The 14,207-nt window shown below is 73.3% G+C and carries 15 protein-coding genes; 10 read left to right on the top strand and 5 right to left on the bottom strand.

The window, feature by feature from the left end; all coding sequences use genetic code 11:
- Nucleotide 1: 1 nt before the first annotated feature.
- The 3 genes from ACFY0D_RS05545 to ACFY0D_RS05535 are packed head-to-tail and all read left to right on the top strand — an operon-like array spanning nt 2 to nt 1,858.
- Nucleotides 2-634, top strand: a complete 633-nt coding sequence (locus ACFY0D_RS05545; protein ID WP_390797106.1) for an isochorismatase family protein — start codon at nt 2-4, stop codon at nt 632-634.
- Nucleotides 635-687: 53 nt separating this feature from the next.
- Nucleotides 688-1,350 carry a 4'-phosphopantetheinyl transferase superfamily protein gene (locus ACFY0D_RS05540; protein WP_390797105.1) on the top strand — a complete coding sequence of 221 codons (663 nt, stop codon included), beginning with the start codon at nt 688-690 and terminating at the stop codon, nt 1,348-1,350.
- 58 nt (nt 1,351-1,408) lie between these two features.
- Nucleotides 1,409-1,858, top strand: a complete 450-nt coding sequence (locus ACFY0D_RS05535) for a DoxX family protein (RefSeq protein WP_390797104.1) — start codon at nt 1,409-1,411, stop codon at nt 1,856-1,858.
- Between the two features lie 102 nt (nt 1,859-1,960).
- Here ACFY0D_RS05535 and ACFY0D_RS05530 read toward each other — a convergent pair whose 3' ends face one another.
- On the bottom strand, nt 1,961-2,305 hold the full coding sequence (locus tag ACFY0D_RS05530) for a MerR family transcriptional regulator (protein WP_301373924.1): 345 nt from the start codon (nt 2,303-2,305) through the stop codon (nt 1,961-1,963).
- Between the two features lie 109 nt (nt 2,306-2,414).
- Between ACFY0D_RS05530 and ACFY0D_RS05525 the strand changes: the two genes are divergently transcribed.
- The gene (locus tag ACFY0D_RS05525) at nt 2,415-3,017 is read left to right on the top strand and encodes a flavodoxin family protein (RefSeq protein WP_390797103.1); all 603 of its coding nucleotides are present in this window, start codon (nt 2,415-2,417) and stop codon (nt 3,015-3,017) included.
- Nucleotides 3,018-3,056: 39 nt separating this feature from the next.
- Here the strand turns inward: ACFY0D_RS05525 and ACFY0D_RS05520 are convergent, their stop codons facing one another.
- The gene (locus ACFY0D_RS05520) at nt 3,057-4,838 is read right to left on the bottom strand and encodes a protein kinase (protein ID WP_390797102.1); all 1,782 of its coding nucleotides are present in this window, start codon (nt 4,836-4,838) and stop codon (nt 3,057-3,059) included.
- An 85-nt stretch (nt 4,839-4,923) separates the two neighbouring features.
- Nucleotides 4,924-5,637, bottom strand: a complete 714-nt coding sequence (locus tag ACFY0D_RS05515; protein WP_390797101.1) for a helix-turn-helix domain-containing protein — start codon at nt 5,635-5,637, stop codon at nt 4,924-4,926.
- 197 nt (nt 5,638-5,834) lie between these two features.
- Between ACFY0D_RS05515 and ACFY0D_RS05510 the strand changes: the two genes are divergently transcribed.
- Genes ACFY0D_RS05510 through ACFY0D_RS05495 form a run of 4 tightly spaced genes read left to right on the top strand, consistent with a single transcriptional unit; the run spans nt 5,835 to nt 9,905 of the window.
- Nucleotides 5,835-6,884, top strand: coding sequence for a FecCD family ABC transporter permease (locus ACFY0D_RS05510; RefSeq protein ID WP_390797100.1), 1,050 nt, complete (start codon nt 5,835-5,837; stop codon nt 6,882-6,884).
- A gap of 5 nt (nt 6,885-6,889) precedes the next feature.
- Nucleotides 6,890-8,017 (top strand): FecCD family ABC transporter permease, encoded by a 1,128-nt coding sequence (locus ACFY0D_RS05505; RefSeq protein ID WP_390797099.1) that lies wholly within the window; start codon nt 6,890-6,892, stop codon nt 8,015-8,017.
- The gene (locus ACFY0D_RS05500; RefSeq protein WP_390797098.1) at nt 8,014-8,841 is read left to right on the top strand and encodes an ABC transporter ATP-binding protein; all 828 of its coding nucleotides are present in this window, start codon (nt 8,014-8,016) and stop codon (nt 8,839-8,841) included. The genes ACFY0D_RS05505 and ACFY0D_RS05500 overlap by 4 nt, the downstream gene beginning before the upstream one ends.
- Before the next feature lie 14 nt (nt 8,842-8,855).
- Nucleotides 8,856-9,905: an ABC transporter substrate-binding protein gene (locus ACFY0D_RS05495; protein ID WP_390797097.1), complete on the top strand. Its 1,050-nt coding sequence runs from the start codon at nt 8,856-8,858 to the stop codon at nt 9,903-9,905.
- A 77-nt stretch (nt 9,906-9,982) separates the two neighbouring features.
- On the opposite strand, the gene ACFY0D_RS05490 is transcribed toward ACFY0D_RS05495, so the two are convergent.
- Both ACFY0D_RS05490 and ACFY0D_RS05485 read right to left on the bottom strand, forming a co-directional pair.
- Nucleotides 9,983-10,447, bottom strand: coding sequence for a hypothetical protein (locus ACFY0D_RS05490; RefSeq protein WP_390797096.1), 465 nt, complete (start codon nt 10,445-10,447; stop codon nt 9,983-9,985).
- Nucleotides 10,448-10,615: 168 nt separating this feature from the next.
- On the bottom strand, nt 10,616-11,074 hold the full coding sequence (locus ACFY0D_RS05485) for a MarR family transcriptional regulator (protein WP_390797095.1): 459 nt from the start codon (nt 11,072-11,074) through the stop codon (nt 10,616-10,618).
- A gap of 271 nt (nt 11,075-11,345) precedes the next feature.
- Here ACFY0D_RS05485 and ACFY0D_RS05480 point away from each other — a divergent pair, with 271 nt between their 5' ends.
- On the top strand, nt 11,346-13,190 hold the full coding sequence (locus tag ACFY0D_RS05480; RefSeq protein WP_390797094.1) for an SIP domain-containing protein: 1,845 nt from the start codon (nt 11,346-11,348) through the stop codon (nt 13,188-13,190).
- Nucleotides 13,191-13,294: 104 nt separating this feature from the next.
- On the top strand, nt 13,295-14,179 hold the full coding sequence (locus ACFY0D_RS05475; protein ID WP_390797093.1) for a hypothetical protein: 885 nt from the start codon (nt 13,295-13,297) through the stop codon (nt 14,177-14,179).
- Nucleotides 14,180-14,207 lie beyond the last annotated feature (28 nt).

Raw genomic sequence — 14,207 nt, 5'->3', positions numbered from 1 at the left:
CATGGCCCTGCCCGCCATCGCCCCCTACCCGCTGCCGACCGCCGGGGAGCTGCCGGCCAACCGCGTCGACTGGACGGTGGATCCGGACCGCGCGGTCCTGCTCGTCCACGACCTGCAGAACTACTTCCTGTCGGCCTTCGACACGGACGCGCAGCCCGTCACCGGCATGCTCCAGCAGGTCGCTCGGCTGAAGAAGGAGGCGGGCCGGGCCGGGGTGCCCGTGTTCTACACCGCGCAGCCCGGCGGCCAGAGTCCGGCCGAGCGCGGACTCCAGCAGGACTTCTGGGGGGCCGGTCTGCCCGCCGACCCGACGGCCGCCGCGATCCCCGCCGCCCTGGCGCCGGGCCCGGACGACACCGTGCTCACGAAGTGGAAGTACAGCGCCTTCGTCCGGACCGACCTGCTGGAGCGGCTGCGCGCGATGGGCCGGGACCAGCTGGTGATCACCGGCGTGTACGCGCACATCGGCGTGCTGATGACGGCCTGCGACGCCTGGATGCAGGACGTCCGGGCCTTCGTGGTCGCGGACGCCGTCGCCGACTTCTCCGAGCGGGAGCACCGGATGGCCCTGGAGTGGGCGGCGGGCCGCTGCGCCGTGGTCACCACGGCCGACCGGGTCTGCGCGCAGCTGTGAGACCGGCCTCGCTCCGGGCCCGGCCGCGGCCGGCGGCCGCGCACGTACCGCCTGTGCATCCCGTGCCGCTGCCGGTGGCGCTGCCCGGGCAGACCCGCGTGTGGGCGGCTTCGGTGGCGGAGAACGCCGCGGCCGCCACGGCCCGGCGGGGCGAGCCCGGCCGTACCGAGTCCCTGCGGGCGGACCGTTTTTGGCGGTTCGCGGACGTGGACCGCTTCCTGGTCGCGCACGTCTGTCCGCGGGACATCCTGGGCACGGTGCCCGGAACGCCGCCGGCCCGCCTGATCATCGACCGGGAGCCGTGCGCCGCGTGCGGCGGTCCGCACGGACGCCCCTGCCTGCCGGGCCGCCCGGTCCCCTTCTCCCTCGCGCACGCGGGCGATCTGGTCCTGGTCGCGGTCGCACCCGTACCGGTGGGCGTCGACGTGGCGGACCTGCCGTCGGACGCCCTGGGGCCCGCGGTCATGTCCGGCCTGCACGAGGACGAACGCGCCGAACTGCCGGCCCTGCCCCGGCCCGCCCGGGCGGCCGCCTTCGCCCGCTGCCGGACGCGCAAGGAGGCCGTGCTGAAGTCCACCGGGCAGGGCCTGGCGCACGGCACGCGGCAGCCCTACGTGGGCACGGCCGTGGAGCCGGCGCGTACCGCCGGACACCCGGTGTACGACCTGCCGGTGCCCTCCGGCGGGGTCGCCGCCCCGGCCCTCCGGACCGGTTGACGGTCCTCCCCCGCTCACCCCACCCCCACGTCCCCGTATCCGAACGAAGGATCTCCCCATGACGGACCGTCTGAACACCGCCCGGCCCTACGCCCTGGGCCTCTTCCGCATCGTCACCGGTCTCTTGTTCGCCTGCCACGGAGCCGCCTCCCTCTTCGGCGTCCTCGGCGGCGCCCACGGCGGAGGCACGGTCCCCGCCGGGGCCTGGCCGGGCTGGTACGCGGCGGTGATCCAGCTCGTCGCCGGCGCGCTGGTGCTGCTCGGCGCCGGGACCCGCAGCGCGGCCTTCGCCGCCTCCGGCTCGATGGCGTACGCCTACTTCACGGCCCACCAGCCGGACGCCCTCTTCCCGATCCAGAACAGCGGCGAGTCCTCCGCCATGTACTGCTGGGCCTTCCTGCTGCTCGTCTTCACCGGCCCGGGTGCCTTCGCCCTGGACCGCCTTCTGCCCGCCCGCGGGAACCGGGCCGCGGACAGCGAGCAGCGGCCCCGGGCGGCGATCGCCTGAGGCCGTACCCCCGCTCCCCCTGAGCCCCGCCCCGCTTCCCCGGGGGCGGGGCTCAGGGCTGCTCAGGGCTGCTCCGGGCTGCTCCGGGCTGCTCCGGCCCGCTCAGGGCTGTTCCAGGTAGCAGGCCAGGGTGGCGCGGCTGTGCCGCAGGCCCTCGATGCGCGCGTCCATGGCGGCCAGTTCCGCGTCGAGGACGGACCGGATCTCCTCGCACCAGGCGAAGCGCACCCCCTCGCCCCGCACGCACGGCAGCACCGAGCGGATCACCTCGGTGGACAGGCCGGCCGCGAGCAGGGCGCGTACCTTGCGTACGGCGGCCACGGAGTCCGCCGTGTAGTCGCGGTATCCGTTCGGGCCGCGCTCCGCGTCGAGCAGCCCCTGAGCCTCGTAGTAGCGCAGCAGCCGGGAGCTGACGCCGGTGCGCCGGGACAGTTCGCCGATCAGCATGTGCCGTACCTCTGCATCCGGTTGACCTTCACATTGATGTCAACGTCTAACGTCGCCCCTGGCGGCGGGCATTCCGCCGGCCCGACCGCGCACCGATGGAGTGATGTTCATGACCGACCGCTCGTTCCTCTTCGTCCTCGGCAGCTCCCGCTCCGACGGGAACACCGAGATACTCGCGAGGGCGGCCGCCGAACAGTTGCCCGCCGGTGTCCGGCAGCGGTGGTTCGACCTGGCCGGGTCGGCGTTGCCCGACTTCCGGGACGGGCGGCACGAGGCCGAGGGCTGGACGCCCTCGGAGAGCGAGGAGGCCCTGCGGCTGGCCACGCTGGAGGCGACCGACATCGTCATCGCCTCGCCCCTGTACTGGTACGCGCTCTCCGCGCAGACCAAGCGCTACCTCGACTACTGGTCGGGCTGGCTCACGGTCCCCGGCTCGGACTTCAAGGAGCGGATGGCGGGCCGGACCCTGTGGGGTGTGACGGCCATGGCGGACCACGACGAGGTGCGCGCCGAGGGGCTGGTGACGAGTCTTCACCACACCGCGGCCTACATGCGGATGCGGTTCGGCGGGGTGCTGCTCGGCAACGGCTCGCGGCCGGGCCAGGTGCGGGACGACGAGCGGGCGACGATCCGCGCCAAGACGTTCTTCGCACAGGACGCCCCTCTCGCCGTGTTCCCCCAGGCGGAAGCGGCCCAGGGCGTCTCTCCCTGACGGGACGGCGGTTTCAGGGACTCGCCGGGGTCACTCCCGTCATGTATGCCGGCAGCGGCCGCCGGGCGAGTCGGCGGGCGGGGTGCACTGGTACGCGTAGTCGCCCTGGTCGTCACTGAGGTAGCGGCCGATGCACTCGTTGGCGGTGGTCCGGCCCTTCTGCGCGCAGAAGGTGACGGCCGCCCGGCCGTCGGCGAACGGGCCGGGGGCGTAGACCACCCAGTAGCCGGGATTGAGGGAGGCGTAGTCCCGGCTGCGCAGCACCCGGGCCTCCGGGACGGCGGCCCGGACCGCCGCCAGCCGCCGGTCGCGGGCGGCGATGCCGGTGCTCTCCGGCTCGGAGTAGAGCTGGGCGATCCAGCGGCCGACGCCGGGTGCCGGATCGTCACCGCCGGGCACGATGGCCGCCGTGGTGCTCGGCTGAGCACCGGCCGGGGTGTCCGTCGCGCCGGGTGCGCCGGTGGTACCCGCGCCGGTGCCGGGAGTGTGGGCGGGGCCCGTCGACGCAGTGCCGGTGGGGCCCGGCGTGGGAGTCGCCGGGGGCGAACCCGGTCCCGTGGAGAGCGCGGAGACCGTGGGCGAGACCGTGCCCCTGCCGTCGTCGCGTCCGTCCGAGGCCGGCTTGAACAGGGCATACCTGCCGACGCCGAGCAGCGCCAGGGCCGTCACGGCGGCCGCCGCCGCGAGCGCGGTGGCCTTCCGTCGGCGGTCCGGTCCGATCCCGCTCGGGACGGCGGCGTTCAGGGGGCCGATGGTGGGCAGTGCGTCCCGGGGCGTGGCCCCGTGCGCCTGGAAGGGCACGGGAGCGGGCAGTGGTGTGGCCGCCGGCGCAGGCTCGGGCCGGGCCGGCCGAGGGGCCGGGCCGGGCGGCGGCGGGGGCGGCGGCGGGCCGCTCCGGCCGGCGAACGGCGGTCGGTCGAGCACGGAGGAGAGATCGGGGGAGGGATCGGGAGGGGAGGCGGGCGCCCGGTCGAGGCGGGTGGGCTCCTGTGGTACTGCGCTGCCGGTGCCCCGGGCAACGGCGGCCAGCAGCCGGTCCAGCCGCTCCGCGGAGGGCCGCGCGGCCGGGTCGCGGACCAGCAGTTCGGCCAGTACGGCGGCCAGCGGTCCGGCCCGGCGCGGTACCGGCACCGGCTCGTCGAGGACCGCGGCCAGCGTGGCCAGGGTGGTGGAGCGGCGCATCGGGCTGATGCCTTCCACGCACACGTACAACGTCATGCCGAGCGACCACAGGTCCGAGGCGGGCAGGTCGGCGCCGCGGATCCGCTCGGGCGCCAGGTATTCGGGGGTCCCGATGACCTCCCCGGTCATGGTGAGGGAGGCGGCGTCCTGGAGGGCGGCGATGCCGAAGTCGGTGAGCACGGCCGAACCGTCGGCCCGCATCAGCACGTTGGCGGGTTTCACGTCCCGGTGGCGGATGCCGGCCGCGTGCGCGGCCCGCAGTCCGGCGAGCACCTCGCGGCCGGTCCGGGCCGCCTCGGTGGGTGACAGCGGTCCCTCCTCCAGCCGCCGGCCGAGGGAGTGGCCGGGCAGCAGCTCCATCACCAGCCAGGGGTGCTCGCCCTCGTCGACGATGTGGTGGATGGTGACCACGTTCGGATGACTGATCCGGGCCTGGGCGCGGGCCTCGCGCAACACCCGCTCGCGCAACACCCGCCGGAATTCCGGGTCGTCCCGCCCGGCCTCCGATCGTACTTCCTTGACGGCCACTTCACGGTGAAGGACGAGGTCCAGCGCTCGCCAGACCGTGCCCATCCCCCCACTGCCGAGCCGGTCGATCAGCTCGAACCGTCCGTCGATCACGTCCCCTGGCGCACTCATGGCGCAAGGCTAGGGCAGCGGTGGACGCGCTGCCCCGGGCTCCGCGGTATGCCACCCGGGAGCGCGCCCCGGTCAGGCGGACCGGTCAGGCGGACCGGTCCAGCGAACTCCGCACGTATGCGCCCGGGGTCTGCCCGAAGTGGCGGCGGAAGGCCAGGATGTAGCCGTTGGTGCTGACGAAGCCCACCCGGGCGGCCACGGAGCTCACCAACTGGCCCTGTTCCAGCAGGCCCAGCGAGTGGTTGAGCCGGAGCCGGGTGCGCCACTCCGAGAAGGCCATGCCGGTCTCCGCGCGGAAGGCCCGGCGCAGGCTGGTCGAGCTCGTGTAGAGGTTCTCCGCCCACTCCGTCGCGGTGCGCGGGTCGCTCGGCGTCCGGGCCAGCTCCCGTGCCACGGCGCCGGCGGTGTGGCTGGTGGGCTGGGGCAGCGGCAGGCAGTTGCGGTGCCCGGCGGACAGTGCGGCGAAGACCTCCGGGTCCTCGTCCTGGGTACAGGTGCTGCGCATCCGCCCGAGGACCAGTCTGCGCTGGGCGTCGTTGATGTTGATGGTGGTGACGTCCTGGTACGGCAGCTCGAACCGGTCCGCGTCGAAGGACTCGACCGCGATGACGGAGTCGGCTCCGAACCGTGCGCTGTGCGCGATGCCCGCCGGGATCCACAGGGCCACCGAGGCGGACAGTTCGTAGTCCCGGCCCAGGGCGGTGACCACGATCCGGCCGACCGGAACGTGCAGGAACTGGTGGAACTCGTGGACGTGCAGCGGGTGTCCGCCCTCGGCGATGAAATCGTCATCGGCCATGATCACGTCCTCCGCGCGGGTCTCCCCGTTTCGCACGCTGCGCAGTCCCGTCTCGGCCACAACATCCTCCCCTACGGCAGGGGCCGTGTTCTTGACCCCTGATTGTGAGCGGTTCGCCTCCGGCATTGGACCGGACCCCGCTTTGGTAAGGCTAGCCTAACTTCCAGCTTGAGCAGGTGAGGAGTACCCGAAGACCCATGAAGCAATCGGCTTCGCCGGCCGCACCACCGACCCCGACGCCCGCGCGGCCCCGTGCCCCGCGCGCAGCGGTGGTCGTGGTGCTCGCCGGCCTGATGCTGGCCGCCGTGACCATCGCGAGCATCGGCCTCGGTGCGCGCGACATATCCCCGCTGGAGATCGTGCGGATCCTGCTGCACCCGGGCGCGGAGGGCTACAACGGCGACGTCCTGTGGACGGAGCGGATACCCCGCACGCTGCTCGGCCTGACCGTCGGGGCCGCCCTCGGCGCCTCCGGGCTCATCATGCAGGCACTGACGATGAACCCGCTGGCTGAGCCGGGCATCCTCGGCGTGGAGCAGGGTGCGGCGGTGTTCGTCGTACTCGGCATCCTCTTCCTCGACACGTCCGGCGTGCAGGGCTACTTCTGGATGGCGCTGACCGGCTCGGCGGTGACCGCGGTCCTCGTCTTCCTGATCGGGACCCGCACCAACGCGGGCAGCAGCACGATCGGCCTCGTCCTCGCGGGCGTCGCCGTCGCCGCGGTGATGTCCTCGCTCATCACCCTCCTCGTGGTGCGCGACGAGGCCGTCTACGCCCACCTGCGCTTCTGGTCGGTCGGCCAGCTCACCGGGCGGGGCCAGTTCCTGGGCCAGGTACTCCCGTTCGCGCTCACCGGCCTGCTGCTGGCACTCCCCCTGGGGCGCACCCTGAACCTGCTGAGCCTCGGTGACGAGACCGCCCGCGGGCTCGGTATCCGGGTGGAGCGGGCCCGGCTGGCGAGTGCGGCCGTGGCGGTGCTGCTGTGCGCCGCCGCCGTCGCGGCCGTGGGGCCGGTGGCCTTCGTCGGACTGGTCGCCGCGCACACCGCACGGATGCTGGTGGGTGCGGACCACCGCTGGTCGCTACCGCTGTCCATGGTCTGCGGAGCCGTCCTGCTCGTCGGCGCCGACACCGCGGGGCGGCTGGTGATCGACCACGGTGAGATCCAGGTGTCGGTGATGACCGCCCTCGTCGGCACTCCCTTCTTCGTGTGGCTCGCGCGCCGCCGCGACCTGGTCCGGATGTGAGTGACATGCCACAGACACACACACGACAGACACACGCGCCGAGCACGGACGCGGCACGGGGCCTCGGGCAGGCCTCCCGCGACACCGCGGCCGACCTCAGGGCCGCCACCGTGGCCCGGCTGCGCGGTGCCCGCCGGGCGGGGCTGCGCCGGGCCCGCCTCGTGGCCTGCGTCCTCGTCCTGATGCTGCTCGCGCTGCTCACCGCCTCGCTGCTGCTGGGCGGGGTCAAGCGGATCCCGGCGGGCGACATCCTGCCCGCCGCCTTCGGGCTGCGCACCGGACTGGCCGACTACGTGATCTTCCGCATCCGGATGCCGCGCGCGCTGGCGGCGCTGCTCGCCGGAGCCCTCTTCGGCCTGTCCGGAGCCCTGTACCAGCGGCTCATCCGCAACCCGCTGGCCACCCCGGACATCGTCGGCATCTCGGCGGGCGCCGGAGCCGGAGCCACCACGATGCTGCTGTTCGCCCCGGCGGTTCCCTTCGGGACCTCCCTGGCAGGCCTCGGCGGAGCCTTCGCCCTCGTGGCGACGGTGCTCGCGCTGAGCCGGCGCGGCGGGGGTGTGGACACGTACCGCCTGGTCCTCGTGGGCATCGGCCTGAGCGCCGTGTGCACCGCGTACGTGAACTACCTGTTCACGGTGGCCGGTCAGCACGGGATCGCGCAGGTGATGCGCTGGCTGGTCGGCAGCGTCAACGACGCCACCTGGGAGGGGGTGTCGACGCTGGCGGGCGCGCTCGCCGTGTGCGGGCTCTGCACCGCACTGCTCGGCCGCTCCCTGGGCAGCATGGCCCTCGGCGACCAGCTCGCGCTCGGGCTCGGCACCCGGGTGGGCGCCGCCCGGATCGCGACCCTGCTGGTCGGGGCCGCGGCCGCCGCGCTCGCCACCAGTGTCACCGGCCCGATCGGATTCGTCTCGCTGATCAGCGGTCCCATCGCGATCCGGCTGGTCGGCGCCGACCGGTCCGTCGCGCTGGCCGTCCCGATCGGCGCCGTCATCGTCCTCGGCGCCGATGTCCTCGCCCAGCACGGCCCTGTCATCAGCCCGGTACCGACGGGCGTCCTCACGGCACTGCTCGGCGCCCCCTACTTCGTCTGGCTGATCCTCCGGCGCAGGCAAGGAGCCCCCGCATGAGCGCACGACCCGTACCCCCCTCCCCCGACGCCGGCTTCCGGCTCGAAGCCCGCGGCATCAGCGCCGGGTACGAGCGCAGGCCGATCATCGAGGAGCTGTCCCTCGGGATCGAGCCCGGCAAGATCACCGCGCTGGTCGGCCCGAACGCCTGTGGGAAGTCGACCCTGCTCAAGTCGGTCGCCCGGCTGCTGCCCGTCGCGGCCGGCTCGGTCCTCCTCGAAGGCCAGGACATCCACGCCCTGTCCACCCGCGAGGTGGCCCGGCGCCTGGGCATCCTGCCGCAGTCGCCGATCGCCCCGGAGTCCCTCACCGTCGGCGACCTCGTCTGGCGCGGCCGCCACCCGCACCGCCGGTTCGGACAGCGGCGCACCGCCGCCGACGACGAGGTCATCGCGGACGCCCTGCTGGCGACCGGTACCGCCGAGCTGATCGACCGCCCGGTCGACCAGCTCTCCGGCGGCCAGCGCCAGCGCGTGTGGATCGCCCTCGCGCTCGCCCAGGACACGCCCACGCTGCTCCTGGACGAGCCCACCACCTACCTGGACATCGCCCACCAGATCGAGGTCATGGACCTCCTCGCCGACCTCAACGAGCAGGCCGGCAAGACGATCGTGCTGGTGTCCCACGACCTCAACCAGGCAGCCCTGTACGCCTCGACGATCGTCGCCATGCGCGACGGCCGGATCGTGCGCCGGGGCACTCCCGAAGAGGTGCTCACCGAGGAGACCGTGGCCGAAGTGTTCGGCCTGGACTGTCTCGTCGTCCCCCATCCCCGCTCAGAGCGGCCCCAGATCTTCCCCCTGGGCCGTCGTACCCCCGCATAGGAGACGCCACCGCCATGTCCGTTCAGCACAGAACGCGCCGTCGCCCGGCCCGCACCCTCGCCGCCCTCACCGCGGCCGCCGCCTGCCTCGGCCTGCTCACCGCGTGCGGCGGCGAGGACTCGACCGCCGCCAAGGACAGGCCGGCCGCCGCCGGAGACGCGTCCGCCGCCTTCCCCGTCTCCCTCACCAACGCGTGGGGCAAGACCGAGGTCAGGAAGAAGCCGGTGAAGGTCGCGACGGTCTCCGACGGCGACACCGCCATCGCGCTGGCGCTGGGCATCGTCCCCGTCATCACCCCTGACGTCGAGGACGGCGCCAAGGTGCCCGAGTACAAGCAGCGCGCCATCGACAAGCTCGGCGCCGGCAAGCTGAAGACCTACGACGACAGTGACGGCACCGCCTACGAGGCCATCGCGGCCGAGGCCCCCGACGTCATCCTCGGCATGAACACCTGGGAGATGGACGCGGACTACGCCAAGCTGCAGCCGATCGCCCCGGTGGTCACCTTCACCGACAAGGCGCACGCCGACACCCTCACCTGGCAGGACCGGCTGAAGACGGCCGCGAAGGCCCTCGGCCTGAGCGCCAAGGCGGACGAGGTGATCGCGGCGAACGAGAAGGCCACGACGGAAGCCGCCACCGCGCACCCCGAGTTCAAGGGCAAGACGTACACCTACACGGTCGTCCACCCCGAGCAGGTCAGCTTCATGTCCTACGCCGACCAGGACCCGGGCGTCTTCGAGAAGCTCGGCTTCACCAAGACCGACAAGGCGAAGAACTACGCGCCGAACAAGAACGCCGTGAGCCTGGAGAACCTCGACCAGCTCGACGCCGACGTCCTCCTCGTCACCTACCCCTTCGGTGACCGCGGCGTGATCAGCGCGACCGAGCTGGAGTCCAACAAGCTGTTCCAGTCCCTGAACGCGGTGAAGACCAAGCACTTCACGGTCATCCCCTCGGACAACTCGCTGTCCTCGGCCATCGCCTACCCGGACGCGCTGAGCGCCCCGTGGGTGGTCGAGCAGCTCACCCCGCTCCTCGCGAAGGCCGTCGCCGGTCAGTGACCCCTGCTGTCACGCGGCCCACGGGCGGGCCGGTCTCCCTCGGGAGGCGGGCCCGCCGGGTTCGGTCCCGGCGGCCTTCAGTGCTCCGTCCCCAGAGCTTCGCGCGCGGCCTGCTGAAAGGCCGCGAGCGGAGCCTGCTTGGCGTCGGCAGCGGACGCGAACCGCGGCCGGTAGTCGTCGACGTGGGCCACCCCGTCCCTGATCGCCGCACGCGCCCAGTCCACGACGATCATTTCGCACCTCCGCATCGCCCGGTGCAGGTCCGCCGCAGTGTTCGCCGCAGACCCCGGTCCGGCGACAGCCACGGCTGATGAGCCCGTGCTGAACCTGGCCCAGGCATCGTGCGTTTCGGCAAGGGCCGTCTGCCAGTCGGCCGGCGTGCTTGCCTGCGATGACAGTTGGTCGGCCACCTTCCAGCACGCCGCGTTCAACTCACGCGTGGCGGCCAGGTACGAGGTGTAGGCATCGCGTCTCATCTCGTCACGCCATCGCTGGTGATCGGCGCGCTGCTGCTCACGGCGCTGCCTCGACTGGCCGACCACGGAGAGCCAACCACCGGTGAGCCCCCCGACAGCCCCTATGGCCGCACCGACGACAGCTGCCAGGCTCCCCTCCACAGTCGTCGATTACACAGCACGGGCGACCCGGGCGCCAGGGCGCACGCCCGGACCCGGCCCGGACGTGACGGTCCCGCCGGCGGATCCGGGATCCTAGTGGTGCCAGGCGTGGCCTCCGGTGTTGTGGATGAACCGCTGCAGGACCTTGAGCGTGATCACGTACTCCTCGTCCGGGATGTCCCGGTGCCGCTCCTGCCACAGCTCCGCCTGCGTAGCGGCCACCCGGGCGCGAAAGTCCTTTCCCCCGGCGGTGAGTTCGAGGTGTCCGTCCGCGTCCTGCGTGACCCAGCCGCGGCCGACGGTGGCGTCGATCTCCTCGTCGAGGTCGTCGATGCCCGCGGCCGCGTAGCCGCTCAGCACCCCGGTCACCCCGTCGCGGGTCGGCGGCACCTCGGCCTGCGCGATCCGGTCCAGGATCCATGCCTGCGGCTGGGTGGTGCCGATTCCGGCGAGGACGGCCCTGATCCGGGTGACCACCGCGTCGGAGGCGGCCCAGCTCCAGTAGCCGATGGGCTGGCGGGCCAATGCGGCGTCGTTGTGCGAGTACTCCATGGCGGATCCGCTCCGTTCGCTCACTTCGAGATCGCCTACGCACAACACCGTAGATTCTCAAGCGCACTTGAGGTCCAGTCCGCAGGGACGGCGCTGTCCGGGGAGCCGGCCGGCCGGGGTCGGTGGCCGCCGCACCGGATGGTGGGACCGGGCGTCCGGATTGCGCGCGGGGTGGCAGTGCCGTGGTCCGCGGGTTGGATGCGGGGCGCGCGGAGCGCCGTAGCGTGGCCGCATGCCGGATCTGCCGGACGGATGTGAAGGAGCAAGTCGGATGTCCACCCGTAGTCCCCGCTCGGTCGTCACCTTCCCCATCGTGCTCAGGGAGCTGACGGTGCTGCGCGTCTCGGACGTCACGCCCGGGATGCGGCGGGTGACCCTGGGCGGGCCTCAGCTGCACGCCTTCGAGCACGCGGGCCTGTCTCTCCCGCCGCTGCGCACGGAGGGCTTCGACGACCACGTGAAGTTCTTCTTCGCGCAGGAGGGCCGGGAGCCGGTGCTGCCCCGGCAGAACGTGAGCAGCCTGGACTGGCCCTCCGACGGCCGGCCGATCTCCAAGGACTACACGCCGGTGCGGTTCGACCCGGTGGCCGGGGAGATCGACTTCGACTTCGTCCGGCACGACGGCGGGATCGCCTCGTCGTGGGCGCAGCAGGCCGCTCCGGGCCAGGTGACCTGGATCGCCGGGCCGAAGATGTCGCACGGCCACCCCGAGGGCGCGGACTGGCTGCTGGTGATCGGCGACGAGACGGCGCTGCCCGCGATCGGCCGCTGGCTCGACGAGATGCCCGAAGGGACCCGGGCCCGGGTGTTCGTCGAGGTCGGCGAGGAGAGCCACCGCCAGGAACTGCCGACGCGCGCGGAGGCCGAGGTCACCTGGCTGGTACGCGCGGGCACGCCGGCGGGGCGCAGCGATCTGCTGGAGCGCGCGGTGCGGGACATGGAGTGGCTGCCGGGCACGGTGTTCGTGTGGGCGGCCGGGGAGGCCGTCACCCTCAAGGGCATCCGGCGGCACCTGTCGGTGGACCGGGGCGTGCCGCGCGAGCAGACGCACATCACCGGCTACTGGCGGCGGGCCGAGGTCGCGCCCGGCCTCGCCGAGCCCGCCGACCCCGACGTCCTGGAGGGCGAGGACGCGCACGGCCGGCTCCACGAACTGACCGACCTGGCGCCGGGGCTGGCGATCCGCGTGGCCGTCACCCTGGGCCTGGTCGACCTCGTCTACCAGGGTGTACGGGAGCCCGCGGAGCTGGCGCGGCGCAGCGGGACCGAGCCGCGCTCGCTCGGCGCGCTGCTGAAGTACCTCGTGGAGATCGAGGTGTTCGCGGTGGCGGAGGACGGGTACCGGCTGACTCCGGTGGGCGAGGAACTGGTCGAGGACGACCACTCGTTGGAGGAGTACGACCTGCGCGGCGCGCAGGCCGCCTTCGACCTGTCGCTGGCGGGGCTCGCCGAACGGCTGCGCTCGGGTGCGGACGGCTGCCGGACGGCGTCCGGTGAGACGCTGGCGCAGGCGCTGCGCACCGATGTGCGCCTCGGCGGTTCGGCCCGTACCGCGATCGAGGACGAGGCCCGCTGGGTCTCGACCGGGGTGGCCGGCGCCTACGACTGGTCGGCGGTGGACGTCCTCGGCGCGTCGGGCAACGGCGCCGGCACGGTCGTCAATGCGCTCGTCAAGGAGTTCCCCGGGCTGCGGGTACGCCTCGCCGCCCTGCCGTCGGTGCTGGGTGTCCTGGGCGGGCAGATCCTCGATCCGGAGGTGCTGCCCCGGGTGGAACTCGTACCGCAGACCCACCCGGTGCCGTCGGGAGCGGGGACGCTGCTGCTGTGCCGGCTGCTGGAGTGGCTGCCGGACGAGGACGCGGTGCTGACCCTGGCCGAGGCGGCGGCCGCGCTGCCGGCCGACGGCGCCCTGGTGCTGGTCGAGCAGGTCGAGGCGGCCGACCCGGACGACATCGACGCCGTCCTGCACCACCTGCGGCTCACGGCGGCGTTCGGCTCCGGGCTGCGCTCGGTGAAGGAGGTGACCGCGCTGGCGGAGCGGGCCGGGCTCGCGGTCCGCGCCAGCCGTGACGTCGGCTGGGACCACCGCCTGTGGGTGCTCGCCCCGACCGCCTGACCCTGACCCGGCCCCTGGCCCTGGCCCCTGGCCCTGAGCCGGACGCGGCGTGCCGCCCGGCCGGGCACGGCATCGACGTGAGCGGTTTGTGCGACGCTGTGGTCATGATGTCCGAGATCACGGCCGCGGCCTGGGCCGGGCAGCAGGTCGCCGCGGTCCGCGACGACCCCGCCGGGCGGATGGCCTTGATGGAGCGTTGCTACTACGGTCCGTTCGGCAAGGCGCCCCGGCACCTGCCGTTCCGCCGGGCGGCGATGTCGTTCATGCGCTGGCAGGTGCGGCGGGGCGTGCTGCAGCCTGCGTTCGCCGACCGGCCCGGCAGTCCGTGGTGGCGGGCGGTGAACGAACGCATCCTTCGTGACGGCTGCGAGGCGGTGGGCCTGAGCGGCGGGCTTCCCGGGCCCGCCTCCTCGCGCACGGCCGACCGCTGGCTGTCCTTCGCCGACCACCCCACGGCCCGGGCCTGGTACCGGGCGCACAACGGGAGCGTGGTCGCCGCCTACCTCAAGCACCGCGACCTCGCGGAGGCGGAGAACGAGACCGAGCGGTTCTTCATGAACGTCGTCCTCTGCCGCGTCCTCTACGCGCACGCCCTCGTCGCGGCGCCGCGTATCGCCCTCGGCCGGCTGCGTCCGCTCGCGCCGTTCCTCGGCGATCCGAGGGTGGAGATGACCGGGATCTTCCTGCAGCTGTCCCGGGTGCTCCCCGACGAGTACCCGCTCCACGACACGGTGCGGTCCCACCTCGACAGGGAGATCGGATTCGGCCGCCTGCTCGACTTCGGGGTGATCGCGCCGAGACTGCAGCAGCTCTACGCGTGGTCGGCCCACGAGCTCGAAGCGCCCGGCCTGCTCGACTGCGTCCGCGACGGATCCCCGGTCTACGCCTGGCCGTTCGCCGACCGGGACGTGTGGCGGCCCCCGGATTCCTTCGTCCTGCGCGTGATCCACCGGGCGCTCCCGCCGGACCGGCGCACCCCGTACCGCTGACGGACGTCCGGCCGGAGCTCCTGCCGGT

This window comes from Streptomyces sp. NPDC001502 (assembly GCF_042894785.1).
GTDB classification, from domain to species: Bacteria; Actinomycetota; Actinomycetes; order Streptomycetales; family Streptomycetaceae; genus Streptomyces; species Streptomyces kutzneri.
Note: the sequence above shows the minus strand (reverse complement) of the source record. Positions and strands in the feature narration are given on the sequence as shown.

Coding starts and splice junctions, on each gene's coding strand:
- ACFY0D_RS05500 (WP_390797098.1), top strand. CDS start 8,014: ATGAGCGCACGACCCGTACCCCCCTCCCCCGACGCCGGCTTCCGGCTC.
- ACFY0D_RS05535 (WP_390797104.1), top strand. CDS start 1,409: ATGACGGACCGTCTGAACACCGCCCGGCCCTACGCCCTGGGCCTCTTC.
- ACFY0D_RS05545 (WP_390797106.1), top strand. CDS start 2: ATGGCCCTGCCCGCCATCGCCCCCTACCCGCTGCCGACCGCCGGGGAG.
- ACFY0D_RS05510 (WP_390797100.1), top strand. CDS start 5,835: ATGAAGCAATCGGCTTCGCCGGCCGCACCACCGACCCCGACGCCCGCG.
- ACFY0D_RS05485 (WP_390797095.1), bottom strand. CDS start 11,074: ATGGAGTACTCGCACAACGACGCCGCATTGGCCCGCCAGCCCATCGGC.
- ACFY0D_RS05475 (WP_390797093.1), top strand. CDS start 13,295: ATGATGTCCGAGATCACGGCCGCGGCCTGGGCCGGGCAGCAGGTCGCC.
- ACFY0D_RS05525 (WP_390797103.1), top strand. CDS start 2,415: ATGACCGACCGCTCGTTCCTCTTCGTCCTCGGCAGCTCCCGCTCCGAC.
- ACFY0D_RS05520 (WP_390797102.1), bottom strand. CDS start 4,838: ATGAGTGCGCCAGGGGACGTGATCGACGGACGGTTCGAGCTGATCGAC.
- ACFY0D_RS05505 (WP_390797099.1), top strand. CDS start 6,890: ATGCCACAGACACACACACGACAGACACACGCGCCGAGCACGGACGCG.
- ACFY0D_RS05480 (WP_390797094.1), top strand. CDS start 11,346: ATGTCCACCCGTAGTCCCCGCTCGGTCGTCACCTTCCCCATCGTGCTC.
- ACFY0D_RS05515 (WP_390797101.1), bottom strand. CDS start 5,637: ATGGCCGATGACGATTTCATCGCCGAGGGCGGACACCCGCTGCACGTC.
- ACFY0D_RS05495 (WP_390797097.1), top strand. CDS start 8,856: ATGTCCGTTCAGCACAGAACGCGCCGTCGCCCGGCCCGCACCCTCGCC.
- ACFY0D_RS05530 (WP_301373924.1), bottom strand. CDS start 2,305: ATGCTGATCGGCGAACTGTCCCGGCGCACCGGCGTCAGCTCCCGGCTG.